This is a genomic window from Campylobacter ureolyticus ACS-301-V-Sch3b (genome assembly GCF_000413435.1).
In the GTDB taxonomy this organism is placed as follows: Bacteria; Campylobacterota; Campylobacteria; order Campylobacterales; family Campylobacteraceae; genus Campylobacter_B; species Campylobacter_B ureolyticus_A.
Genome location: NZ_KE340327.1, coordinates 71,667 through 95,125 on the forward strand (window position 1 = coordinate 71,667; position 23,459 = coordinate 95,125).

At 29.8% G+C, this 23,459-nt stretch carries 25 protein-coding genes; 19 read left to right on the forward strand and 6 right to left on the reverse strand.

Going from position 1 to position 23,459, the window contains the following annotated elements; all coding sequences use genetic code 11:
• Positions 1–174: 174 nt before the first annotated feature.
• Positions 175–396 (forward strand): DUF5698 domain-containing protein, encoded by a 222-nt coding sequence (locus tag HMPREF9309_RS08785; RefSeq protein ID WP_051115721.1) that lies wholly within the window; start codon positions 175–177, stop codon positions 394–396.
• Positions 397–665: 269 nt separating this feature from the next.
• Here the strand turns inward: HMPREF9309_RS08785 and lptB are convergent, their stop codons facing one another.
• Genes lptB through HMPREF9309_RS05525 form a run of 3 tightly spaced genes read right to left on the reverse strand, consistent with a single transcriptional unit; the run spans position 666 to position 2,035 of the window.
• The gene (gene lptB / locus HMPREF9309_RS05515) at positions 666–1,391 is read right to left on the reverse strand and encodes an LPS export ABC transporter ATP-binding protein (RefSeq protein WP_016646932.1); all 726 of its coding nucleotides are present in this window, start codon (positions 1,389–1,391) and stop codon (positions 666–668) included.
• Positions 1,384–1,806: a tRNA (adenosine(37)-N6)-threonylcarbamoyltransferase complex ATPase subunit type 1 TsaE gene (tsaE, locus tag HMPREF9309_RS05520; protein ID WP_016646933.1), complete on the reverse strand. Its 423-nt coding sequence runs from the start codon at positions 1,804–1,806 to the stop codon at positions 1,384–1,386. The genes lptB and tsaE overlap by 8 nt, the downstream gene beginning before the upstream one ends.
• The gene (locus HMPREF9309_RS05525) at positions 1,790–2,035 is read right to left on the reverse strand and encodes an RNA-binding S4 domain-containing protein (protein ID WP_016646934.1); all 246 of its coding nucleotides are present in this window, start codon (positions 2,033–2,035) and stop codon (positions 1,790–1,792) included. Before HMPREF9309_RS05525 ends, tsaE begins: the two co-directional genes overlap by 17 nt.
• 73 nt (positions 2,036–2,108) lie before the next feature.
• On the opposite strand from HMPREF9309_RS05525, the gene HMPREF9309_RS05530 reads away from it, so the two are divergent.
• The 18 genes from HMPREF9309_RS05530 (at position 2,109) to HMPREF9309_RS05615 (ending at position 21,794) form a co-directional block, all read left to right on the forward strand.
• Positions 2,109–3,329: an argininosuccinate synthase gene (locus HMPREF9309_RS05530; RefSeq protein WP_016646935.1), complete on the forward strand. Its 1,221-nt coding sequence runs from the start codon at positions 2,109–2,111 to the stop codon at positions 3,327–3,329.
• 12 nt (positions 3,330–3,341) lie between these two features.
• On the forward strand, positions 3,342–3,785 hold the full coding sequence (rplI, locus tag HMPREF9309_RS05535; protein ID WP_016646936.1) for a 50S ribosomal protein L9: 444 nt from the start codon (positions 3,342–3,344) through the stop codon (positions 3,783–3,785).
• Positions 3,786–4,328, forward strand: coding sequence for an ATP-dependent protease subunit HslV (gene hslV, locus HMPREF9309_RS05540; RefSeq protein WP_016646937.1), 543 nt, complete (start codon positions 3,786–3,788; stop codon positions 4,326–4,328). It abuts the gene before it with no gap.
• Complete coding sequence (hslU, locus tag HMPREF9309_RS05545; RefSeq protein ID WP_016646938.1) at positions 4,328–5,647, forward strand: HslU--HslV peptidase ATPase subunit; 1,320 nt, start codon at positions 4,328–4,330, stop codon at positions 5,645–5,647. The genes hslV and hslU overlap by 1 nt, the downstream gene beginning before the upstream one ends.
• Positions 5,647–6,531, forward strand: a complete 885-nt coding sequence (gene era / locus HMPREF9309_RS05550) for a GTPase Era (RefSeq protein WP_016646939.1) — start codon at positions 5,647–5,649, stop codon at positions 6,529–6,531. Before hslU ends, era begins: the two co-directional genes overlap by 1 nt.
• Before the next feature lie 75 nt (positions 6,532–6,606).
• Positions 6,607–8,175 (forward strand): coiled-coil domain-containing protein, encoded by a 1,569-nt coding sequence (locus tag HMPREF9309_RS05555; protein WP_016646940.1) that lies wholly within the window; start codon positions 6,607–6,609, stop codon positions 8,173–8,175.
• Entirely contained in the window at positions 8,172–8,807 is a 636-nt protein-coding gene (pilO, locus tag HMPREF9309_RS05560) for a type 4a pilus biogenesis protein PilO (protein ID WP_016646941.1), read from the forward strand. Before HMPREF9309_RS05555 ends, pilO begins: the two co-directional genes overlap by 4 nt.
• The gene (locus tag HMPREF9309_RS05565) at positions 8,804–9,193 is read left to right on the forward strand and encodes a hypothetical protein (protein WP_155827354.1); all 390 of its coding nucleotides are present in this window, start codon (positions 8,804–8,806) and stop codon (positions 9,191–9,193) included. Before pilO ends, HMPREF9309_RS05565 begins: the two co-directional genes overlap by 4 nt.
• On the forward strand, positions 9,177–10,769 hold the full coding sequence (mshL, locus tag HMPREF9309_RS05570) for a pilus (MSHA type) biogenesis protein MshL (protein ID WP_016646943.1): 1,593 nt from the start codon (positions 9,177–9,179) through the stop codon (positions 10,767–10,769). The genes HMPREF9309_RS05565 and mshL overlap by 17 nt, the downstream gene beginning before the upstream one ends.
• Positions 10,762–11,574, forward strand: a complete 813-nt coding sequence (locus tag HMPREF9309_RS05575) for an ATP-binding protein (protein ID WP_016646944.1) — start codon at positions 10,762–10,764, stop codon at positions 11,572–11,574. Before mshL ends, HMPREF9309_RS05575 begins: the two co-directional genes overlap by 8 nt.
• Positions 11,567–12,409, forward strand: coding sequence for a CDC27 family protein (locus tag HMPREF9309_RS05580; protein ID WP_016646945.1), 843 nt, complete (start codon positions 11,567–11,569; stop codon positions 12,407–12,409). The genes HMPREF9309_RS05575 and HMPREF9309_RS05580 overlap by 8 nt, the downstream gene beginning before the upstream one ends.
• Entirely contained in the window at positions 12,406–12,945 is a 540-nt protein-coding gene (locus HMPREF9309_RS05585) for a hypothetical protein (protein WP_016646946.1), read from the forward strand. The genes HMPREF9309_RS05580 and HMPREF9309_RS05585 overlap by 4 nt, the downstream gene beginning before the upstream one ends.
• A 7-nt stretch (positions 12,946–12,952) precedes the next feature.
• A complete protein-coding gene (locus HMPREF9309_RS05590; RefSeq protein ID WP_016646947.1) occupies positions 12,953–14,713 on the forward strand; it encodes a GspE/PulE family protein in 1,761 nt (586 codons plus the stop codon).
• Positions 14,713–15,960, forward strand: a complete 1,248-nt coding sequence (locus HMPREF9309_RS05595) for a type II secretion system F family protein (RefSeq protein ID WP_016646948.1) — start codon at positions 14,713–14,715, stop codon at positions 15,958–15,960. Before HMPREF9309_RS05590 ends, HMPREF9309_RS05595 begins: the two co-directional genes overlap by 1 nt.
• A 170-nt stretch (positions 15,961–16,130) precedes the next feature.
• Positions 16,131–18,272, forward strand: coding sequence for an FtsK/SpoIIIE family DNA translocase (locus HMPREF9309_RS05600; RefSeq protein ID WP_016646949.1), 2,142 nt, complete (start codon positions 16,131–16,133; stop codon positions 18,270–18,272).
• A gap of 4 nt (positions 18,273–18,276) precedes the next feature.
• Entirely contained in the window at positions 18,277–19,440 is a 1,164-nt protein-coding gene (locus tag HMPREF9309_RS05605; RefSeq protein WP_016646950.1) for an FtsW/RodA/SpoVE family cell cycle protein, read from the forward strand.
• A gap of 9 nt (positions 19,441–19,449) precedes the next feature.
• Entirely contained in the window at positions 19,450–20,463 is a 1,014-nt protein-coding gene (murG, locus tag HMPREF9309_RS05610) for an undecaprenyldiphospho-muramoylpentapeptide beta-N-acetylglucosaminyltransferase (protein WP_016646951.1), read from the forward strand.
• Positions 20,460–21,794 (forward strand): ATP-dependent DNA helicase, encoded by a 1,335-nt coding sequence (locus HMPREF9309_RS05615; protein WP_016646952.1) that lies wholly within the window; start codon positions 20,460–20,462, stop codon positions 21,792–21,794. The genes murG and HMPREF9309_RS05615 overlap by 4 nt, the downstream gene beginning before the upstream one ends.
• Here HMPREF9309_RS05615 and HMPREF9309_RS05620 read toward each other — a convergent pair whose 3' ends face one another.
• The 3 genes from HMPREF9309_RS05620 to HMPREF9309_RS05630 are packed head-to-tail and all read right to left on the reverse strand — an operon-like array spanning position 21,795 to position 23,454.
• A complete protein-coding gene (locus HMPREF9309_RS05620) occupies positions 21,795–22,115 on the reverse strand; it encodes a chaperone NapD (RefSeq protein ID WP_016646953.1) in 321 nt (106 codons plus the stop codon).
• A complete protein-coding gene (locus HMPREF9309_RS05625; protein WP_016646954.1) occupies positions 22,112–23,020 on the reverse strand; it encodes a WD40 repeat domain-containing protein in 909 nt (302 codons plus the stop codon). The genes HMPREF9309_RS05620 and HMPREF9309_RS05625 overlap by 4 nt, the downstream gene beginning before the upstream one ends.
• A complete protein-coding gene (locus tag HMPREF9309_RS05630) occupies positions 23,017–23,454 on the reverse strand; it encodes a 4Fe-4S binding protein (protein ID WP_016646955.1) in 438 nt (145 codons plus the stop codon). The genes HMPREF9309_RS05625 and HMPREF9309_RS05630 overlap by 4 nt, the downstream gene beginning before the upstream one ends.
• Between the last annotated feature and the right edge of the window lie 5 nt (positions 23,455–23,459).

A 23,459-nucleotide genomic window follows, 5' to 3' on the forward strand; every position in this document is an offset into this window, starting at 1 on the left:
AAAAATCAATATTAAAATAGATTATTAATGAAATATGGTTAAAATATGATAATAAATTTTAAATAGGATAAATGACTATTTTTGCAAGTGAGTGGTTTGTAACTTTTGGTATGCCAGTTTTAATTTGCTTAGCTAGGATTATTGATGTTACGATGAGCACAGTTAGAATTATTTTTGTTTCAATTTCTAGCTCCAGTTTTAGGCTTTTTTGAAACTTTAATCTGGCTTTTGGCAATTACATCTATTATGCAGCACCTTGATCAGTGGCAAAACTATGTTGCCTATGCACTTGGCTTTTCTCTTGGAACTTTTTCAGGCATAATCATAGAAAATAAAATAGCCCTTGGTCATGTTATGGTAACTCTTGTTACTAAAACTGATGCCATAGACTTATAAAAGTTTTAAGAGATCAAGTGGGTTACTGAAACTTCAGCTATAGGAAATGATGGTTTTGTAAGTATTATGGTAACTATTATAAAAAGAAAAGAGATTAAAAATATTATACCGCTTATTAAAAAGGCACAACCCATGGGCAGCTTATACAATAAGCGATATGAGATATGCAAATCCTGGCATTGCAAATGTACCTGTAACTTATGATGTTAAAAGAAAAATAAGAAGAATAAGAAGAGATAAAAATTTACTCGAAGATGACAGCTAAGAGTTTAAAAAAACTTAAACTCTTCTCCAAGGTAGTACTTTCGCACATTTTCATCATTTGCCACTTCATCGCTACTTCCACCAGCTAGAATTTCGCCATCTTTCATTACATACGCTCTATCGCAAATTGCCAATGTTTCGCGGACATTATGGTCAGTTATTAAAATACCAATATTTAGTTTTTTTAAATTTTTAACTATATTTTGGATGTCTGCCACAGCTATAGGATCAACTCCAGCAAAAGGTTCATCTAGTAGTAAAAATTTAGGAGTTATAACTAAACTTCTTGCTATCTCACAACGCCTTCTTTCTCCACCGCTTAAGCTTACTCCAAGTCTGTCTTTTATAGCAGTTATATTTAAAAGTTCTAGCATTTCATCTACTTTTTGACTGGCTTTAATTTTATCTTTTATACTAACTTCTGCGGCTAAAAGTAAGTTTTCTTCAACGCTTAATTCTTTAAAGACACTACTTTCTTGTGGTAAATATCCAATTCCTTGTAAAGCTCTTTTATGAAGTGGAACTTTTGTAATTATTTTATCATCAAGCTTTATATCTCCACTAGTTGGTTTTATAAGCCCACATATCATATAAAAGCTTGTTGTTTTTCCAGCACCATTTGGTCCTAAAAGTCCAATAATTTCACCACTTTCCACACTTAGTGAAACGTTTTTTATTATATTAGTTTTCTTTATAGTTTTTTTAAGATTTATAGCTTCAAGCCTATGCATAATTTACCTTATATTCTCTTTTATTTTTTAAATTTTTTATTTCAATAGTGCAATAATTAAGCTCAAATTTTTGAAAATAATTTTCTAAATTTTCATCTCCCCATTCAACTAAATGAAGCCCATCTTCAAAAAAATTTTCAAAAAGTCCGTTTTGAGTTAAGCTTTTAACTCCATTTTGATAAATATCGTAGTGAAAAATTTCTAAATTTTGACATTTATAGTTTTGCATGATGCTAAAAGTTGGAGAATTTACAACTCCATTAAATCCATGAAATTTAGCTATTTCTTTAACTAGAGTTGTTTTGCCACTTGCTAAATTTCCTTTTAAAATTATAATGCCATTTTTTGGGAGTTTTTGAACCAAATTTATAAGTTCATTAATTCCTAAAATAAAACTCTCACACTTCTTTGACATATTTTGTTTGATCGCTTTTTGGTGTATTTTTTGTAGTTGGGAAGTCTAAAACCTCATATTTTTTCTCACCATTTAGGAATTTTAATGTGATAATATCGCCAATTTTCAGCTCTTTTGCAGGTTTACATACTACTTCATTTATGCTTACTACGCCACTTTTACACATATCTTCACTAACTGCTCTTCGCTTTGTTAAATTTACTGCATTTAAAAATTTATCTATTCTCATGAGTGGCATTTTACCTTTTTTTAATGAAATTTAGGTAAAATTATCCTTAAAATTTTATAAAAAGGTTAAATTTATGAAAAAAGATGTTAAAAAGGTAGTTTTAGCCTATTCAGGTGGTCTTGATACAAGTGTGATTTTAAAATGGCTTGAAGATGAGTATAAGTGCGAAGTTGTGACTTTTACCGCAGATATCGGCCAAAATGAGGATTTAAAGCCAATCAAAGAAAAAGCACTAAAGCTTGGCATTAAGGAAGAAAATATTTTTACGCTTGATTTAAAAGAGGAGTTTGTAAAAGAGTTTGTTTTCCCTATGTTTAGAGTAAATGCTGTTTATGAGGGCGAATATCTACTTGGAACATCAATTGCTAGACCTTTGATAGCAAAACATCTTGTTGAAATTGCAGCAAAAACAGGAGCTGATGCTATAAGCCACGGAGCCACAGGCAAAGGAAACGATCAAGTTAGATTTGAACTTGGAGCATACGCACTTAATCCTGATATTAAAGTAATTGCACCTTGGAGAGAGTGGAGTTTAAATAGCCGTGAAAAACTGCTTGATTTTGCACATAAAAATGGCATAAAAATAGAGCAAAAAAAGGGAAAATCACCTTATTCTATGGATGCAAATTTGCTTCACATCTCTTATGAGGGACTAATACTAGAAGATCCAAACAACTCTCCAGAGCCTGATATGTGGCGATGGACAACAGATCCAAAAGATGCTCCAAATGAGAGTGAAATCATAGAAATAGAGTATAAACATGGCGATCCTGTTGCATTAAATGGCAAGAGTTTAACTCCTGCAAATATGCTAAATGAGTTAAATAAGTTTGGTGCAAAACACGGCATTGGACGACTTGATTTGGTTGAAAATCGCTATGTTGGTATGAAAAGTAGAGGTTGTTATGAAACTCCAGGCGGAACAATTATGCTTAAAGCTCACAGAGCAATTGAGAGCTTAACGCTTGATAGAGGTGCGGCTCACTTAAAAGATGAGATTATGCCAAAATATGCAGAGCTTATTTATAATGGTTTTTGGTTTAGCCCAGAAAGAGTTATGCTTCAAGCTTTGATCGATGAGAGCCAAAAGCATGTAAATGGCAAGGTTAGACTTGAGCTTTATAAAGGAAATGTTATCGTACTTGGAAGAAGTAGCAAAAAAGATAGTCTATTTAACGCTAGTTTTAGCACATTTGAAGCCGATAATGTCTATAACCAAAAAGATGCCGAGGGCTTTATAAAACTAAATGCGTTAAGATTTATAATTGCAGGTAAAAATGGAAGAAAAATATAATAAAGGATAGAGATGAAAGTATTACTTATAAAAGATGTAAAAAGCTTAGGAAAAGCTGGTGAAATAAAAGAGGTAAAAGATGGATATGGGCATAATTTTTTAGTTGCAAGAGGTTATGCCAAAATAGCAACAAACGAAGTTTTAAGACAGTATGAAGCTGCTAAAAAAAGAGAAGCACAAGAATTAGAAGATCAAATTTCTGGCTTTAAAGATTTAAAAAAAGAGTTGGCTAAAGTTAGAGTAAGTATAAAAAAACCTGTTGGCGAGGGTGGAGCTTTGTTTGGTTCAGTTACAAAAGATGAAGTTGCAAATGCCTTAAAAGAGCAAAAAAATATTGAAATAGATAAGAAAATTTTAGAATTTGACACTATAAAGCATATTGGGGTATTTGACGCAGAAGCTAAATTTAAGCATGGCATAACAGCTAAATTTGAAATAGAAGTAGTTGGCGAATAAATGTTTGAAGCAACTACTATACTAGCCTATAAAGGCAAAAACGCCTCAGTTATTGGTGGCGATGGACAAGTTACCTTTGGAAATACAGTTTTAAAAGGCAGTGCTGTAAAAATTAGAAAAATTGGAAAAGATGGTTCAGTATTGGCTGGTTTTGCAGGAAGCACAGCTGATGCTTTTAATCTTTTTGATATGTTTGAAAAGTGTCTTGATTCTGTAAAAGGTGATCTTTTAAGAGCGGCTATTGATTTTAGTAAAGAGTGGAGAAAAGATAAATACTTAAGGAAACTTGAAGCAATGATGCTAGTTTTAGATAGAAAACATCTTTTTCTACTAAGTGGAATGGGTGATGTGGTTGAGCCAGATGATGGTAAGATTGCTGCTATTGGAAGTGGTGGAAATTACGCACTATCAGCTGCTAGAGCTTTAGATGGGTTTTCAAATTTAAATGAAACTGAACTTGTAAAAGAGAGTTTAAAAATCGCAGGTGAAATTTGTATCTATACAAATCAAAACATAAAAACTTACTCAATAGAGGATAAATAATGTTTACACCAAGACAAATAGTAACAAAACTTGATGAGTATATAATCGGACAAAAAGAGGCTAAAAAGGTAATTGCCGTCGCACTTAGAAATAGATATAGAAGAATGCAACTAGAAGATGAGATGAGAAATGAGATCATTCCTAAAAATATCTTAATGATAGGCTCAACAGGCGTTGGAAAAACAGAGATTGCTAGGCGACTTTCAAAGCTTTTTGGACTTCCTTTTATAAAGGTTGAAGCTAGCAAATACACTGAAGTTGGCTTTGTGGGACGCGATGTTGAAAGCATGGTAAGGGATCTTGCAAATGCAGCTGTAAATTTAGTAAAAAATGAAGAAATAGAAAAAAATAGTGACAAAATAGATGAATATGTCCAAAATGAGATACTTAAAAAACTTCTTCCTCCACTTCCAAAAGGTGCAAGTGAAGAAAAATTAAGTGATTATGAAAAAAGCTATGAAAAAATGAAAGAAAAGCTTTTAAGTGGCTCTTTAGATGAGCTTAATATAGAAATAGAAGTTATGGAAAATTCACTTGAGTCAAATCCAAATTTACCACCAGAAATGCAAAATATGCAAGATAGTTTTATTAAAATTATTGGAGTTGCTAGTAAAAAAGTTAAGAAAAATTTAAAAATCAAAGATGCAAAATCAGTTTTAAAAAATGAAGCTAGTAGCAAGGTTTTAGATATGGAAGCCATAAAAACAGAAGCTATGAATAGGGCTTCAAATAATGGCATAATTTTTATAGATGAGATTGATAAAGTTGCAGTTTCGGCTAAAAATAACTCAAGACAAGATCCTAGTAAAGAGGGCGTTCAAAGAGATTTACTTCCAATAGTTGAAGGCTCAAGCGTTAGTACAAAATATGGTGTTTTAAATACTGATCATATTTTATTTATTGCTGCTGGAGCATTTCATATGAGTAAGCCAAGTGATTTAATACCAGAACTTCAAGGAAGATTTCCATTAAGAGTTGAGCTAGATAGCTTAGATGAAAATGCTTTGTACGAAATTTTAACTAAACCTAAAAATTCACTTTTAAAACAATATATTGCTCTTTTAAAAACAGAAAAAGTTGATCTTAAATTTAGCGATGATGGCATAAAAGAAATTGCTAAAATTGCGGCACAAACAAATGAAAAAATAGAAGATATTGGAGCCAGAAGACTTCATACTATCATAGAAAAAGTACTTGAAGATATAAGTTTTGAAGCTGATAAATACGCTGGAAAAAGCGTTGAAGTAGGAGCTGAGCTAGTAAAAGAAAAACTAGGGGAAATATCTCAAAGCGAGGATTTGGCAAGGTATATTTTATAATGCCAGATAATATGAAAAAAAGTGGTTTTGTTGCACTTATTGGCAGAACAAATGCTGGAAAAAGTAGTCTTTTAAATTTTTTACTTGGCGAAAAACTTTCTTTGGTATCGCATAAGCAAAATGCAACACGAAGAAAAATTAATGCAATTGTTATGAATGATGACAATCAAATTATTTTTATTGACACACCAGGTCTTCATAAAAGCTCAAAAGTTATGAATAAAACTATGATTGAAATAGCACTAAATTCAGTAGGAGATGCTGATTTGGTGCTATTTTTAGCTAGTGTGCATGATGATATATTAAATTATGAAGAGTTTTTACTTAAATTTGATACTGTTAAGCATATATTAGTTTTAACAAAAATAGATGAAACAAGCGATGAAAAATTAGCTAAAAAAATAATAGAGTATTCTAAATTTGATGATAAATTTTTGGCATTAGTCCCAACTTCTATTAAAAAACCAATTTGTAGAAAACCTCTTTTAGATGAAATTTGCAAATACTTACCATTTCATGAGTATTATTATGACCCTGAACTTTTAAGTCCAACTATATCAAAGGATATTTATAGAGATTTAATACTAGAGTCTATTTTTGAAAGTGTTAGCAGTGAAGTGCCTTATTGCAGTGATGTATTAGTTGAAAAAGTTATTGAAAAGGATAATTTAATTTCAGTTTATGCCCAAATTATTACAGATAATAATTCTCATAAAAAGATATTAATTGGAAAAGATGGGCTTACAATAAAAAGAATAGGAATAAAAGCAAAAAAGCTGATTTCAGATTTTTCTAAGTTAAAAATTTATTTAAATTTAGAAGTTGTTGTAAAAAAAGGCTGGAATTCAAATGAAATGTTAATCAGAAAGCATTTTATATATTGACTTTTAAAAGAAATTTGTTTAAACTATAGAAGTCCAAAGTGTTAGTAAATAAAATTTATTAAAGAAAGTTGTGTTATGCTAAAGTTAAAAAGTAAAGAGACGAAAGTCAAAAAGAAAAAGCAAAAAGCAGAAAAAGGTTCAACAACTATCGTTACAATCGATAGAGTAAATGAACAAACTTTTGGTTTTGCTGGCAACGAAGTTTTTCACTATGAGCGCATCAAAAAAGGTGCTAAAAATGAGTTTTATATAACTTATTTACCATACAAAGATATTCTAACAACTACTGTAGAAGTTAGTAGATCTACACCAGATGATGAAGTAATTGATGCAATCACTATTAAAACTTATGAGGATTTGTCATTAAATCCAGATGATGATTTTAAGATAACCTATCTTGAATCAGATATGAGCGATAATGACAATAGAGTGTATAATGTTTTTGTTGTAAATAACTCTATTTTAAGAAGTGATCTTTCATATATAGCTGAGAATACAAAATATATTGACTATGTTGCAAAAGCACCATTTTTGATGTATTCACTATATAAAAGAAATATACTTCCATCCAACACAGTGGATTGTTTTATTTACTTTCAAGAAGAAGATGCATTTTTAGTTATCTATCAAAATGGAAAATATTTGGATTCAAGATCTCTTAGATATAACTTGAAATTTATTTGGGATAAATTTGTAGAGTTAAGCGGTGATAGAGTTGATATAAAAGATTTTTATTCAATGCTATCAAAAGATGGTCTAATTAGTGAAAATGCAATAGATAATGATAATTTAATACAAATTTTTGATGAGGTATTTTTATATATAAGTGATATATTAACAAGTATAACAAAAGTAAATAAGATATCTCTTGATAATGTTTTTTTCAGTACTGATATAGGAAACATTAAAGGAAGTGAAGAATTTATCACCGAAAGACTTGGAGTAGAGCCAAAACCTTTTGATTTTAATATAGCAATAAATCAAAAAGATTTTGAAGATTTAACTCAGCTTGATATTTTAATGATGCTTACAGCAAAAGAGTATCTTATAAATAAAGATGATGAGTATAACTATTCTACATTTTTAAGACCACCACCACTAGCTCAAAGACCTGTTGGAAAGCTAATTGGTGTTGGAGTTGCTGCGTTAATAGCAATTCTTGCATATCCTGCATATCAGTATGCACATGGTTTTTATAATCAAAAGCTAACTGAGAAAAAGGAAATTGAATATGCTCAAAAAGATAAAGAGAAAAAAAGAATTGAAACTACTTTGGCAAGTTTACAAGATCAAATAAACAAAAAAAGAGAAGAAATTGCAGCTGAACAGAAAATTTTAAAAGAAAGATCTGATCTTTTAACAGCCATGTATAATAAAAAAGTCGAATACCCTATGAAAAGTAAAGCTATATTTGATATGACAAACATGATAAATAAGCAAAGTGGTGAACTAGTAGCTATTCATAACATAGATGAGAACTTAACATTTGAGGTAAGAACTGAAACTGAGAAAAAAATGACTGAGCTTTTAAAAGCTATAAGCAATACAAAAGGCTACAATGTTGATACAAAACTTATACTTTTGGATGAGAATAATCAAACAATTGCTTATGAAAGTAATGTCAGTGTGGAGATGAAAAAATGAAAGAAAATTATTTAGATAAAATTGATAACGCACTGTTATCCAAACAGCAAAACGAAGTTCAAATGATAAATTTGGGGTTGGCTGTTGTTGTGATGTTATTTGGATATTTGCTTGCTTTTGGGCCTGCACAAGACTATTTTGATGCAAAACAAAGTGCTTTAGATAGTGTTGAAAAAAAGCTAGATGAAGTAAATAGATATCTTATGAGTAATAACGACACTACAATTGCCCAATATCAAAACACATTAAAACAAGAAGATGATAATCTTAAATATGTTCAAGCTCAAAATGAGTATTTTGATAATAAGCTAAGAGAGCTTTCTTATATTACATATAATGAGAAAAATTGGGCTAAATTTTTAGATTTTTTAACAAGTGCTGCTAAAGAAAATAATATAAAAGTTTTCTCATTGGAAAGTAAGAATTTAAAAGTTGTTGAAAAAGAGGTTCAGCCTATGCTTGATGTCTCTGTCAATATGGAAGGTGGCTTTCATAATGTTTTAAAATATATAAATTCCATAGAAGAGTCAGAAATGGTTGTTGATTTAAATGGAATGGATATAAACTCAACATCGCCAAATTTAATTGGCGGTAATATTGAGATTTCTGTATGGGGGATGAAATATCAATGAAAAAAATATTAATATTAGCTGTTTTTGCAGCTGGAGTTTATGCGGCTCCTGATATGTCAGCGTATGAGGATAAATTTAATGCCTTGAGTCAAAAGAGAGCTGGGCTTAGTGACAAGGATATTTTATCTTTAAAAAGTCCCTTTCCAGTTGAAGAGTTTAAAAGTACCATATCAGATGATATAAAAGATACTGATTTAGTTGGAAAAGAACTAAATGCAATTATTGCTGATAGGGTTAGAATAAATAAAGATTGGTATAAAATAGGCGATAGTATAGGCACTTTTGAAATAAAGAAAATTAATGAAAAAAGTGTTATTATTGAAAATGAAAAGAAAAGCTTAGAATTAAAACTAAAACAAGGAAATAAAAATGTCAAAATTAACTAAAAAATTAGCTTTATCACTGATTTTAGCTTTGGGTTTATCAACAGGGTTAAATGCTTCTACTTGCGATAAGAGAGCTTTTAATATCTCCATTACAGATACTGTAACTTTAAGTGATATATTAACTCAACTTTCCGATACATGTAATTTTAGTATAGTTGCTAAAGATGCTATTGCAGCAGAGGCCTTAAAGAAAGAGTTAGCTGGTGTTAGTATTAAAAATCTATCACTAAGAGAGGTTTTTAATATTTTAATAAATGAAAACAACTTAGGATATGAGTTTAACAATCAAGCTCTTATGGTTTCAGCTTTACAAACTAAAACTTTTAAAATTGATTATATAACAAGCATTAGAGAGGGTACTGCTATCTTAAAGGCTTCCACAGATTCATCTCCAAAAGAGTTTGATGCTGAAAGAAATAGCGAATTGCTAGATGAAAATGCTATAAGAACTACTGAAAAATTTGATTTTTGGGCAAATGTTGCTGAAGAGATAACTTATATTTTAAATAGTGGAGCAGAAAAATATCAAGCTATTCCTCCTATTATAAATCAAAACGCAGGTTTAGTAACTGTAACAGCTACTAAAGCACAATTAAAAAGGGTTGATGAGTATATAAAAGAGCTCCAAAGAAGACTAAAAAGACAAGTTATGCTAGATGTAACTATCGTTGAAGTTCAGTTAAGTAATAGTTATACCACTGGTATTGATTGGTCTCAGTTTAAAATAGGGTTTGATACGTATATGGGTGGTAATCCTGATACACCTAGTAGATACAGAGCTGGTAATGCAGGAAGCTATGTCGTTGGTGAGGCAAAAGATGCTATAAATTCAGATACAGGTGATAAAATGACTTTAGTGGCATCTTCTTTAAAATCATCTAGTTTAAAGCGTGCTGTAAGTACTGGTTCTGGTTGGAGTATTGGTGCAAATTTAAACTTTAATATTGCAGGAGCTATAAATTTCCTAGAGCAAAAAGGTAAAACCAAAGTTATATCAAATCCTAAAGTAATGACTTTAAATAATCAGCAAGCGATTATTACAGTTGGTGACGTTATTAACTATATTTTAATTGAATCTAAAAATTCGTCTGACTCATCTACTACAGTTTCTGAAAATAGAAAAATGTATTCTACATTTATAGGAATTTTATTAAATATCACTCCTGAAATATCAGATCAAAATAAAATAATGCTTAGAATTAATCCTAGCCTTAGTGCTTTAAAATATTCAAAAGATAATATTAGAATTGAAGATACATTAGGAAATCCATTGCCAAGACAGATAGCACCAGATACAAAAGAAAAGAAGGTATCAACTGTTATAACTGTAAATGACGGTGATACTGTTATTTTGGGTGGTATGATAGCTCAAAGCAAAGATAAGCAAAATAATAATGTTCCGGTTTTAAGTGAAATTCCACTACTTGGAAATTTATTTAAAAGCACAGCTGATGTTTTATCAACAACAGAGCTTGTATTTATTATAACTCCAAGATTAATGGATAATACAAGTATTAATATGGCTGATTCTTTAAAAGAGCTAGGTTATTCAAAATCGCTTTATACATATGAATAATTTTACTCTAATTAAGGATATTTTTGTCGAGAATGATAATATTAAAGATTTTGTCAATCTCGACAAATCAAATCTTGCGTATCATAAAATTTTAAGTGCTTTACAAAAACCGCTAAAGCTTATTCTTTTTTATGGTAAGCCGGGAACTGGAAAGACTTTTTTACTTTATAAAATTAAAGAAGATTTAGAAGATAGGGTAAAAGTAGTTTTTTTTCCACAACCTTTTTTTAATGAAAAAGAGTTTTTTCATGAGATGTATTTACAAATTTTTAATGAGGAACCAAAAGAGCTTGTAGATAGCTATGAAAGCTTCATGCGTATTTATAAAAACAGCGATTTAAATACTGGCGAGCAGGTAGTAATACTGCTTGATGAAGCTCAGTTATACCCACCAGTTTTAATAGAAAAAATTCGTCTTATGGCTGATAGTAGGCTTTTTAAATTTCTTTTTACAGTGCATAAAACAGATGAAGAAGATGCTTTGGCAAAAGACTATTTTAAAACTAGAATTTGGTCAAGTATAGAGCTTCCTAATTCAACCTTAAGTGAATTAAAACTTTATATTGAAAAAAAACTTTTATTTCATAACTTTCATGCTTATTATTATCAGTATAATGATGATAATTTTAATTTAATTTATCATCTAACTGATGGAAATTTAAGGAATTTAAATAAGCTTTTATTTAAAATTTACGAAATTTGTGAATATTATGAAGTAAATAAACCAACAGAAGTTAATGCATCAGGATTTAGTAATAAAATCATTGAAATGGCTGCTATTAGTGTAGGACTTATAAATGCTTGAACATTTTGAAATTACAGAATTAGAAGAAAAATGGAATGAATATAATAAAAATAGAGGAAAATTATCTAAAAATTTAAGTTTTAAAAAATCAGTTGTTATAGCTTTTTTGGCTGCATCAGTTTTTTTAGGCTTAATATTTTGGCTTGTATTTTCTAATAAAAAAGACAATATTGAAGTAAAAACTGCACAAGCTTCAGTAAAAACTGAAACTTTGCCCAATGTAAAAAACATAGAAGTTGAAAAAAATAACAGTTTTAATAAAAAAGAGTCTAGCGATACAAGGGGTGAATTAAATTTTAATAATATAGGAATAAACTCTAGTGTTGATGCTGGTGGTTTTATATTAAATAACACTTATGAGCAAGAAAAACCAACTATTTTTAAAGAAGAAAAGACCTTTTCTTCAATACCTAAAGATGAAATAATTGACTTTGGAAATCCTCCAACGCCTCCACAAACGGTTTCTAATAGAAGTTATACCAAAGTTGAAAACACTCCTAAAAAAGGGAGAGTTATTATAAAAACTTCTCCTTTAAGAGTAAATAAAAATTCCCTCGAAGAGAAATTTTATGCAAGCAATGACATACTATATTCTTTAAAGCTTGCTCAAAATGCTTATGATAATAAAAGATATGATGAAGCTATTAAATGGGCATTAATATCAAATGAAATAGATAAAGATAGCGCAAAAAGTTGGATAATTTTTGCAAAAGCAAATTATAAAAAAGGCAATAAGCAAGATGCTTTAATAGCTCTTGAAAATTTCAACTCAAGAGTTTCTAATCCAGAAGTTATAGCCACAATTAAACAGATGAAAAATGGTGATTTAAGATGAGAGCTTTGATTTTTTTACATGTTTTTTTAAGCTTTATTTTTGCTATTGATGTATATGATATAAAAAATTGGAATGATGCTGGGAGTTATAATAGAATTTGCTCACAAAGTGTCAGGGATTTTTTTGCAAAAACTCAAGATGAATCAATCGCTAATATTTATGCAAATGCATGTTTAAAAATGGATAAAATAAATGAGTTAATAATTCCCATGGTTATGCTCTATAAAACAAAAGAATCAAGAGAAAACGCATCTTTATATTCAACTATACTTTTTCAAAAAAAAATGTTATACTTAGCCTTAGTAGATGGGGTTGATATAAGCTATATTAGAACCCCTAAAGTTAATTATATTTTATCAATAGTGTTTGATAAATATGTAACTGGTGATTATCAAAAAAATGGTGAAGCCTATAGGATGGCTTTAGGCGATAAGAGCTATTGTGATCTTTTAGTAAATGATGAAAACGGTGTTAAACAACTTGTTATAGCTATTTATGAAAATGATAAATTAAGCTCTATAAAAAAATATTGGTGAATAGTTTATGAGCACAGCAGAACAACTTGAAAATCATATTATAAATGTATTAATTCAGCAGCAAATTATATCCCCAGATGCAAGAGAAGAAATCGCTGAAAAAATGGACATAGGCCTTACATTAGGTGAGGTTTTAATAGGTGATAATTATGTAAGTGATACTGACTTATCTTTTCTTCTTGCTGATATTTATAGAAAAGACAAAATAACTCTTGAGGAAATTGAAGAAAAGTTTTTTATTAATAAACAAACTTTTTTAGAAAATTTTGCCAAAAAATTTAATATGGTTTATATTAATTTAAATGAAATCGATATAGACTATAGAATTTCTGAAAGAGTTTCATTAAACCAGCTTAAAAGGTTTAAGGCTTTACCTATAAAAGAAGATGATTTAAATATTTATGTAGCTTTAAAAGAGCCATTTGATATAAATGCTCAAGATAGGGTTCAAGCACTTTTTAATAGAAAGCTTTTAAAGGTAGTTATAAGCGATCCAGAACAAATAGATAGATACCTATCAAAAGTTGAGCTTGCTGAAAGCATTAAGGGTATTGTTGCTGATATTAGAAAAGAGCTTAGTAGTGTTGGTGAAGAAGCTGTAGATAGTAGTAATAGCTCTGGTATTTTAAATCTAATAGAAACTATTGTAAAACAATCAATCAAGCTAAAAGGTAGTGATATTCATATCGAGCCAACTGAGACAAACTGTATAGTAAGAACTAGAATTGATGGCATGCTTAATGAAATTTTTATATTTGATAGAGATATTTATCCTCCACTTGTTTCAAGGTTGAAACTTTTATCTAATATGGATATAGCAGAGAAAAGAAAACCTCAAGATGGTAGGTTTTCTTTAACTGTTGGTGAGAAAGAATATGATTTTCGTATCTCAACTTTACCTATTGTAAATGGTGAATCTACAGTTATGAGAATTTTGGATAAATCTAAAGTTTTAATAAGTCTTGATAAGCTTGGTATGCATCCTGAAAATTTGAAGAAATTTAATGCTGCAATGCATGCACCTTATGGCATTATTTTGGTTACTGGTCCTACAGGTAGTGGTAAAACAACTACTTTGTATGCTGCACTTAATGATATGAAGAATGTTACGACTAAAATTATTACAGTTGAAGATCCGGTTGAGTATCAGCTAAATATGATTCAACAAGTTCATGTTAATGAAAAAGCAGGTCTTACATTTGCTAGTGCACTTAGATCTATTTTAAGACAAGACCCTGATGTTATAATGATAGGTGAGATTAGAGATCAAGAAACTCTTAGGATTGCTATTCAGTCAGCCTTAACTGGTCACTTGGTATTTTCAACACTTCATACAAATGATGCTGTTAGTTCAATACCAAGAATGGTTGATATGGGTATTGAGCCATATTTAATAAGTGGTGCAATTACAGCAATTGAGGCTCAAAGACTTATTAGAAAACTTTGTCCTAAATGCAAACAACCTGTTACTTTGCCAAAGAGTATGTTAGATAAAATAGAAAAATATTTACCAGAAAACTATTCTTTTTATAAGGCAACTGGATGCGAAGAGTGTGCAGGTAGTGGATATGTTGGAAGAGAAATGATAAGTGAGGTTCTGACTATTAGTGAAAAATTACAAAGTTTAATAGCATCAGGTGCTACAAAAGAAGAAATGAGTAAAGTTGCCTATGATGAAGGCTTTATTGATATGTTCCACGACGCTATTTTAAGGGCGGCAAGGGGCGTTACAAGTGTAGAAGAAGTTTATAGGGTGGCTAAAGAGTAATGAAAAATTTTGAAGTTGAATATGTGAAAGATGGTAAGAGACAAAAAATGTTTGTTAAGGCTGATAATAAAGCATCAGCTCAAAACATAGCAAAAAGACAAAGAAGTGGAACTATTCTAAAAGTTGGAGAGACAAAAAATGCTCCTGCTAATATTGGCTTAAATGACTTAGCCGCAAATATTACTAGGCTTTTAGGGGTTGGTGGTAAGATAAAAATTCCACTTATGGTTGCTTCTGTTAGACAACTTGCAGTTATGACAACAGCTGGAATTTCAATTCACGATAGTATTAAGGAAGTTGCAAATTCAACAGAAGATCAAAGATTAAAAGAAATTTTTACTTCTATGAGTGATGATTTAAACTCAGGTCTTAGCTTAACTGAAGCATCTAATAAATTTAAACACGAGCTTGGTGATGTTTTTATAGCTATGGTAAGCCTTGGTGAAAGCACTGGTAATATGGCTGAAGCATTGACAAAATTATCAGAAATGATGCAAGAATTATGGGATAATAGACAAAAGTTTAAAAAAGCTATGCGTTATCCTATCACTATTTTAATAGCATTAGCTGTTGCATTTGTTGTTTTAATGCTTTTTGTTGTGCCTAAATTTAAAGAAATTTTTGATGAGTTAGGTGCAAAACTTCCACTTCCTACAAGAATTCTTTTTTCTATTGAAAGTGTTTTAAGCAATTATGGCTTGTATGTTTTAGGTGGATTGATAGCTACAATATTTGGCATAAGATATATGCTTAGAAACAATGACGAGTTTAAAAAAGGTTGGGATAAGTATATTTTAAAAGTTTATCTGTTTGGAAAAATCATATTTTTCTCAACAATGTCAAGATTTACTCTTATTTTTACAGAACTTGTAAGAGCTGGTATTCCAATAGCTGACTCACTTGATACAGCAAATAAAATGGTTGATAACCAAACTTTAAAAGTAAAACTTGGAACTGTTAAAGTTGCAGTTCAGCAAGGTGTAAGCTTAACTGATGCTTTTAGAAACACTGAAATTTTTGAAAGCATGCTTATACAGATGATTAGCGCGGGTGAACAAAGCGGTAGTTTGGATACTATGCTTAAAAATGTCGCTGATTATTATAAAATGAAATTTAACGATATTATAGATAATATTTCAAGCTATATAGAACCACTTTTACTATTTTTTATGGCTTGTATGGTATTGCTTCTTGCTCTTGGTATATTTATGCCTATGTGGGATTTGGGAAGCGCTGTTAAAAACTAAAATAATTTGGGTAAATTTTACCCAAATTCAACCATTTTAAAAGATTATTTTGTTAAAATAGTATCTTATTTTTTTAAAAGGATTTTGCTATTTTAAGAGAGATTATTTTTATTATTCTGGCAGCTTTATCTGTTTTTTTGGAAATTTCAACTATTTCTTTAAATTCTCACATGGTAGGTAGTTTAGGAGCATTTTTAGGAAAGTATAATATCTATATTTTTGGATATTTTGCTTATATTTATCCTATTATATTAATTATTCTTATTTATTTTTCTTTTAAAAACATTAAAAATTTTACCGCAAGATTAGTTGAGTTAATTAGTGGATTAAGTTTGCTATTTTTTACTATTTTAATAGCTCAAGCGACTATTTTTTCTACAAATAAAGGACTTATTGGACAGGCAATAGTTATATCTTTAAAAGATATGATTGGAAGTGCTGGAATGTGGGTTTTTATAGTAATGATGTTTGTTTTATCGCTTGTTTTAATATTTGAAGAAAAAATAACAACTATTATTAAAAAATCATTCATAACACCAAAAAAACATCTAGAAATTATGATAAACTCAAAACAAGAAAATGATGAAATTCTAGATGATATAGACAGGCCAAAAGAAAATGAAATTTTAGAAAAAGACAATCAAGAAATAGATTTAACTTTAGAAAAAGAAGATAGCAAAACAACAAAAGAAAATTCAATCTTAAATAAAACAGAACAAACAAATGAAAAAGGAAAGACTTTAAATTTAGAGCCCATAAATTTAAAAACCACTATCTTAGAGCCAGAAATTTCAAGTGAAAATAAAAATTTTTCAAAAAAACCTAAAAATTTAAACAAAGTTGAGCATTTAAAAGAAGTTGCTGAAAATAAAAAACTATTAGATCAATTAGACAAAGGTGAAAGTATTAAAGTAGTTGATTTTAAACTCCCAAGTTTAGATTTTTTAAACGATCCTCCAAAGATATCAAAAAATATAGATGAGGAAGAAATCGATCAAAAAATTTATGATCTTCTTGATAAGCTTAGAAGATTTAAAATAGATGGTGATGTTGTTAGGACTTACTCAGGTCCAGTTGTTACAACCTTTGAGTTTAGACCAGCTGCAAATGTAAAAGTTAGTAAAATTTTAAATTTAGAAGATGATTTGGCAATGGCCTTAAAGGCAAAAACCATAAGGATTCAAGCCCCAATTCCAGGAAAAGATGTAGTTGGTATTGAAATTCCAAATAAAAATATTGAAACTATTTATTTAAAAGAAATTTTACAAAGTGAAATTTTCAAAAAAGCCTCAAGTCCTCTTACCATTGCACTTGGCAAAGATATAGTTGGACAGCCTTTTATAACAGATCTTAAAAAACTTCCTCATTTACTAATTGCAGGAACTACTGGAAGTGGAAAAAGTGTTGGTATAAACTCAATGCTTTTAAGTTTGCTTTATAAAAACTCACCAAAAACTTTAAGATTGATTATGATAGATCCTAAAATGCTTGAATTTAGCATCTATAATGACATACCGCATCTTTTAACTCCTGTTATAACAGATTCAAAAAAAGCTTTAATTGCTTTATCAAATTTAGTAAGTGAAATGGAAAGACGATATAAAATTATGGCACAAACTAGCACTAAAAATATAGAAAGCTATAATCAAAAAGCCATTAAAAATAATTTTGAAACTTTGCCTTATATAGTTGTCATAATAGATGAGCTTGCAGATTTAATGATGACAAGTGGCAAAGATGTTGAGTTTTACATTGCTCGTTTAGCTCAAATGGCAAGAGCAAGTGGAATTCATCTAATAGTTGCAACACAGCGCCCAAGTGTAAATGTTGTAACAGGTTTAATTAAAGCAAATCTTCCTTCAAGAATTAGCTTTAGAGTAGGGCAAAAAATAGATAGTAAAGTCATTTTAGATCAAATGGGGGCTGATAGTTTATTAGGGCGAGGAGATATGCTTTTTACCCCTCCATCAAACACTGGACTTATTAGACTTCATGCACCTTTTGCAACTGAAGAAGAAATTTTAAAAGTAGTAGAGTTTTTGAAATCCCAAGGTCCAGCTATTTATGATGATAAGTTTTTAGAAGAAACTAGCAGTGAAGAAAACAAACAAAAAATTGATGATATTGAGCTTGATGAACTTTATGAAGAAGCAAAAGAGATAATTTTAACAGATGAAAAAACTTCTATTAGCTATCTTCAAAGAAGGCTTAAAATAGGCTATAACAGAGCAGCGACTATTATTGAGCAACTCGAAGCCATGGGAGTTTTAAGTGAAATTAATGCCAAGGGTCAAAGAGATATTATAAGGTGAGATTTTGAAATCTGATAAATTTTTATTTTTTATAGCATCTTTTTTAATTGCAGTAGGCATTATATTTTCACTCTCTCTTGGTGTTTTTAGCGTTTTACTATATGATTATGATAATACACATTTTTTTATCAGACAGCTTAGCATAGGAATTATAAGTATTTTTTTAATGTGGACTTTATCTAAGCTTAATCCTGAAAAAATTTTAACCTTTGTTTGCATTTATATATTTTTTTTAGCTATGTTTTGTTTAATGCTTGCTATGCCTTTTATGCCCTCATCGTTAGTTAGAGAGGTAAATGGAGCGGCTAGATGGATAAAACTACCTGGTTTTTCTTTTGCTCCTGTTGAGCTTTTTAAGATAGGATTTATCTATTTTTTAGCTTGGAGCTTTACTAGAAAAATTGATGGGGTTAAAAAGCCTTTTTTGAAAGAAATTGGCATTTTATTTCCTTATGTAGTTGTTTTTGGTATAGTTATTTTAATAATTGGCTCTATTCAAAACGATTTTGGACAAGTTGTAGTATTAGCTTCTGTTTTATTTGCAATGATAGTTTTAGCTGGCGTTAGTAGAAAAATAATAGGATTAATATTAAGTTTTTTTGCTTTGGCTGGTTTTTTACTAATTACTTCAAGCCAGCACAGAATTAGCAGAATTCACTCTTGGTGGAGTGGAATACAAGATGTTGTAATATCATTTTTACCATCAGAAATGGGAAATAAATTATATATAGATGATGCTCAAACCCCGTATCAAATTTCTCACTCATTAAATGCTATAAATAATGGTGGATTTTTTGGCGAAGGAATTGGGCTTGGAACCTTTAAATTAGGATTTTTAAGCGAGGTTCATACTGATTTTGTTTTAGCAGGAATTTCAGAAGAGGTTGGTTTTTTTGGAATTTTAATCATAGTTATTCTTTTTTATGCGCTTTTACTTAGGATTTTTCAAACAGCTTCTAATACATCAAACCAGGTTTATTATCTGTTTTCCTCAGGTATAGGATTTATGTTTTTATTTTCATTTATGATAAACTCATACGGTATTACATCAATAACACCTGTAAAAGGCATTGCGGTTCCATTTTTAAGTTATGGTGGAAGTCAACTTTTAGGAAGTTCAGTAGCCATTGGATGTATTTTAATGATATCAAAAAGAAGTAAAAATTAAAGGCTAAAAATGTGCATAGTTGTAACAGGTGGTGGAACTGGCGGGCATTTAATAATTGCTAAAGTAATAGCTTGTGAGTTAAAAAACCGTGGTGTTAAAACTATTTTTATAGGCTCAAGCAATGGTCAAGATAAAAGCTGGTTTGAAAATAGTGATATTTTTCATGAAAAATATTTTCTAAAAAGTAGTGGAGTTGTAAATAAAAAAGGTTTTAAAAAAATATTTTCTTTATTTAATATAATAACTCAAATTTTTGAAGTTAGAAAAATTTTAAAAAATAAAAATATAAAAGCCGTATTTAGTGTAGGTGGATATAGTGCTGCACCGGCTTCTTTTTGGGCAGTTTTATTTAAAATTCCTCTTTTTATCCATGAGCAAAATGCCTTTACAGGAAAGCTAAACAAACTTTTAAAACCTTTTTCAAAAGCTTTTTATTCATCTTATGAAAAACCAAATTTTAATTATCCTATAAATTTAGAGTTTTTTAAAGCGTCTAGAATTAGAAAAAATTTAAAAACAATTTTATTTATGGGTGGCTCACAAGGAGCAAGTTTTATAAATAGTTTGGCTTTAAATTTAGCCAATGATTTGCATAGTAAAAATATAAAAATTATTCACCAATGCGGAAAAAAAGAATTTGATAAAATAAAAGCTTTTTATGATGAAAATAAAATTGATGCTTTGGTAGTTGATTTTAGTAACGATATGCCAAATTTGATGAATAAAGCAGATCTTTGTATTAGCCGAAGTGGGGCAAGCTCTTTGTGGGAACTTTGTGCTAATAATCTACCAGCTATTTTTATACCTTTTCCCTATGCTGCAAATGATCATCAGTTTTATAACGCTAAATTTCTAGGTAATAATACAAAAATAATTAGACAAGATAGAGTTTTAAAAGAAGAAATTTTAACTGAAATTTTTAATTATGATTTAGAAAAAACAAGTTTAAATTTAAAAGAATTAACCAAAGAAAATGGTTGTAAAGAGATAGTTGATGATATGATTAAAAAGATAAAAAAATGATAGATGAGTTAATAAATTTTTTAAAAACTGACAATATTTTTTTGACAGGCGGTGCTGGTGTTGGCAAAAGCTATACAGTTTCTAAAATAATAAAGCACTATAGGGATGAGAGTTTAGGTGTTGTCTCTTTGGGAAGTACTGGGATTAGCGCTGTAAATATCGGCGGTCTTACACTTCATTCATTTTTTGGATTTGGGATTTGCAAAAACAAAAATGAGTTAAGCCAGTATGACAAAGGCTCAAAAGCCAAAGAAAAGCTTAAAAACTTAAAAAATATTTTAGATAAAACAGAGCTTATTATCATTGATGAGATTTCGATGGTTTCGGCTGATTTGTTCGAGATGATCTACTTAAGGCTTGTAAATTTGGCCTACAAAGGCAGAGTTTTAGTAGTTGGTGACTTTTATCAGCTACCTCCAATCATAAAAGAGCAAAACTTAGATCTTTTTCAAAAAAGTGTCTATGCCTTTGGCTCTTATGCGTGGGAGATGATGAAATTTAAAAATATAGAATTAATTAAGCCAAAAAGAACTAAAAATTTAGAATTTTTTAATGTTTTATCAAAGATAAGAGTTGGAAAGATTGGCGTTGAAGATGCTAGATATCTATATAGCTTTTTGGCGGCCAAATTTGCTCCAAATAGCGATGAAACGGTGCTTTTTGGAAGAAACAAAGAGGCAAACGAATTAAATGCTTTCATGCTTGAAAAGCTTTGTTCCCCACTTCTAAAACATAGCGGCAAAACTATCATAAATGATAACTTAGTTCATAAAGATAGGATTGATACGTGGCTAAATAACCTAAATGTTGCGACTACTTTTGAGTTTAAAATCGGCGCAAAGGTGATTTTTACTATCAATAAATATAAAAATATCATCGATGATAGTGAGTTTTACAACGGCGAGCAGGGCGTTATAAAAGACGTTTTTTTAGATGACGATGAAATTTCAGGGATCTTAGTAGAAAAAAACAGCGGTGAATTAGTCGAAGTAAAGCCAAATAGCTATGATTTTGGCAAGTATGTAAATGAAGATGATGAGCTTAAATATAGCGTCATAGCCAGTTTTTCTCAGTTTCCACTTCGCCTTGCTTATGCCATAACTATCCACAAATCTCAAGGTATGAGCATTGAGCGGCTAACTTGCGATTTAACGCATATTTTTGCCGAAGGACAGCTCTATGTTGCACTTTCAAGAGCAATTGAGCCTAACAATTTAAAGATAGTTTATAAAAAAAGCGAGAATTTCAACTCATATTTAAACAGAGTTATCAAAAGCCATAAAGATGTTGATGAGTTTTATGAAAAAACCGACTTTTTAAAATATGAGTGATTATACTTTGACATTCCCGTTGTATTTTATCGCTCCAGCTTTTAGCTCCTTGTTTAGGACTTCATCAATAAAATCTTGTTTTAAAGAAAGATTGCTATCTTCGTAGCTATAGACCACGCAAGCCTCTTTTACATTTTCTAAACTCTCAATTTTTTTAAATGTTTTTATCTGTTCATCAAAGCTTTCACACTCCAAAACAACAACGATTTGGCTGTTTTGATGAGCTATGACTTCACAATTTTTGATTTTATTTAGATTTTCTATGGCTAAATTCAGACCATTTTTATCTATTAAATTTACAACTAAACTTGAAATATTCACTCTATCCTCCAAATTTTAATATTTTTTTCATAAGCTGATGAAAAAATAAGATCTTTATAGATGATAATTGCATTTAGTGTGCTTTGATCTGTTTTTATAAAATCAACTTTTTTAAAACTCTTATCAAATACCGATATATCGCTATTTTCATCACTCATAAAAGCTAGATATCTATCACTCATTCCAACAGCATAGACTAAAAATTTAGCTTGAAAGCTTTTTAAATTTCCATCTTTATAAAAAACAGCATTTTTATCAGCCGAACCGCTTATAAACTCATCTTTGCCATTTATGTAAAGATCGTAGATATTATCTTTATGAGCCAAAATAGTATCCAAAACTCTATTTTCACCTAGTAAAAATTTGTAAATTTCACCACTTTCGCACCCAACTATCAAAATATCATCTAAAATTTCAATATCGCCAAGTGATGAAGTAGAAAATTTATACTCAAAAATCACCTCTTTTTTGTTTAGGTCAAAAAATGAGATCTCACTACTCAAACTTGCATAAACTATCAAATTTTCATTTATAAAAAGAGCCTTTTTAACACTTTCATTGTCTAATTTTATTTTGTTTAGAGCTCCATTTTCATAGATAAATATCGCTCTTTTATAATAATCATCCTCACTTAAAATCAAAATCTTATCATTAAGCGCATCTGTGCTAAAGACTTTTGGCGATTTTGTCTCAAAATATGATGAAATTTGAGGCAAATTTATGGTTTTTATAGTCTTATTTTGCTCCACATCATAGACCAAAACTTCGCCACTATCGGTTGAGATGTATAAATTTTTATTTTTTAAAAGCAAATTTGTAACAGGATAGTTAGTTTTAATCTCACCTAAAAACTCTGCTGCAAAAATAAAGTTAAATAAAAGTAAAATAGTTATAAAAACTCTCAAAAAGCAACTCCTTTTAAACTAAGTGCTTCATTAAAGCAAGCACCTACGCACTCGCCACATCCAACGCAGTTTTCATTGATAGTTGGCTTAAAGACTCCAAAATACTCAATTGCTCTAAATTTGCAAACTTCATAGCAGTTATAGCACATCGTATCATTCCAAGCAAGGCAAGATGTTATCTCTATCTTTGCAACTGCATTTATTTTGGCGCTAAAGTCTAAATTTAGAGTGTTTTTTTGATTTTCTTGACAAGCAATTGCACATTTTTTACAAAAATCACATCCAAACTCATTTGGCTCAAAATAGACAAAATTCTCTTTAAGCTTAATTAGATTTTTATCACATGAAGTAACACAAGGTGCCTCGCATTCCAAACATTCAAATTTACCGCTAAAATAGGGCGGATAAATAGTCTTTTGAAATCTTTTTAGCACCTTTT

Coding starts and splice junctions, on each gene's coding strand:
- HMPREF9309_RS05590 (WP_016646947.1), top strand. CDS start 12,953: ATGAGCACAGCAGAACAACTTGAAAATCATATTATAAATGTATTAATT.
- HMPREF9309_RS05565 (WP_155827354.1), top strand. CDS start 8,804: ATGAAAAAAATATTAATATTAGCTGTTTTTGCAGCTGGAGTTTATGCG.
- era (WP_016646939.1), top strand. CDS start 5,647: ATGCCAGATAATATGAAAAAAAGTGGTTTTGTTGCACTTATTGGCAGA.
- rplI (WP_016646936.1), top strand. CDS start 3,342: ATGAAAGTATTACTTATAAAAGATGTAAAAAGCTTAGGAAAAGCTGGT.
- HMPREF9309_RS05600 (WP_016646949.1), top strand. CDS start 16,131: ATGGTAGGTAGTTTAGGAGCATTTTTAGGAAAGTATAATATCTATATT.
- lptB (WP_016646932.1), bottom strand. CDS start 1,391: ATGCATAGGCTTGAAGCTATAAATCTTAAAAAAACTATAAAGAAAACT.
- HMPREF9309_RS05530 (WP_016646935.1), top strand. CDS start 2,109: ATGAAAAAAGATGTTAAAAAGGTAGTTTTAGCCTATTCAGGTGGTCTT.
- HMPREF9309_RS05585 (WP_016646946.1), top strand. CDS start 12,406: ATGAGAGCTTTGATTTTTTTACATGTTTTTTTAAGCTTTATTTTTGCT.
- HMPREF9309_RS05525 (WP_016646934.1), bottom strand. CDS start 2,035: ATGAGAATAGATAAATTTTTAAATGCAGTAAATTTAACAAAGCGAAGA.
- HMPREF9309_RS05595 (WP_016646948.1), top strand. CDS start 14,713: ATGAAAAATTTTGAAGTTGAATATGTGAAAGATGGTAAGAGACAAAAA.
- murG (WP_016646951.1), top strand. CDS start 19,450: ATGTGCATAGTTGTAACAGGTGGTGGAACTGGCGGGCATTTAATAATT.
- mshL (WP_016646943.1), top strand. CDS start 9,177: ATGTCAAAATTAACTAAAAAATTAGCTTTATCACTGATTTTAGCTTTG.
- HMPREF9309_RS05615 (WP_016646952.1), top strand. CDS start 20,460: ATGATAGATGAGTTAATAAATTTTTTAAAAACTGACAATATTTTTTTG.
- tsaE (WP_016646933.1), bottom strand. CDS start 1,806: ATGTCAAAGAAGTGTGAGAGTTTTATTTTAGGAATTAATGAACTTATA.
- hslV (WP_016646937.1), top strand. CDS start 3,786: ATGTTTGAAGCAACTACTATACTAGCCTATAAAGGCAAAAACGCCTCA.
- HMPREF9309_RS05580 (WP_016646945.1), top strand. CDS start 11,567: ATGCTTGAACATTTTGAAATTACAGAATTAGAAGAAAAATGGAATGAA.
- hslU (WP_016646938.1), top strand. CDS start 4,328: ATGTTTACACCAAGACAAATAGTAACAAAACTTGATGAGTATATAATC.
- HMPREF9309_RS05575 (WP_016646944.1), top strand. CDS start 10,762: ATGAATAATTTTACTCTAATTAAGGATATTTTTGTCGAGAATGATAAT.
- pilO (WP_016646941.1), top strand. CDS start 8,172: ATGAAAGAAAATTATTTAGATAAAATTGATAACGCACTGTTATCCAAA.
- HMPREF9309_RS05555 (WP_016646940.1), top strand. CDS start 6,607: ATGCTAAAGTTAAAAAGTAAAGAGACGAAAGTCAAAAAGAAAAAGCAA.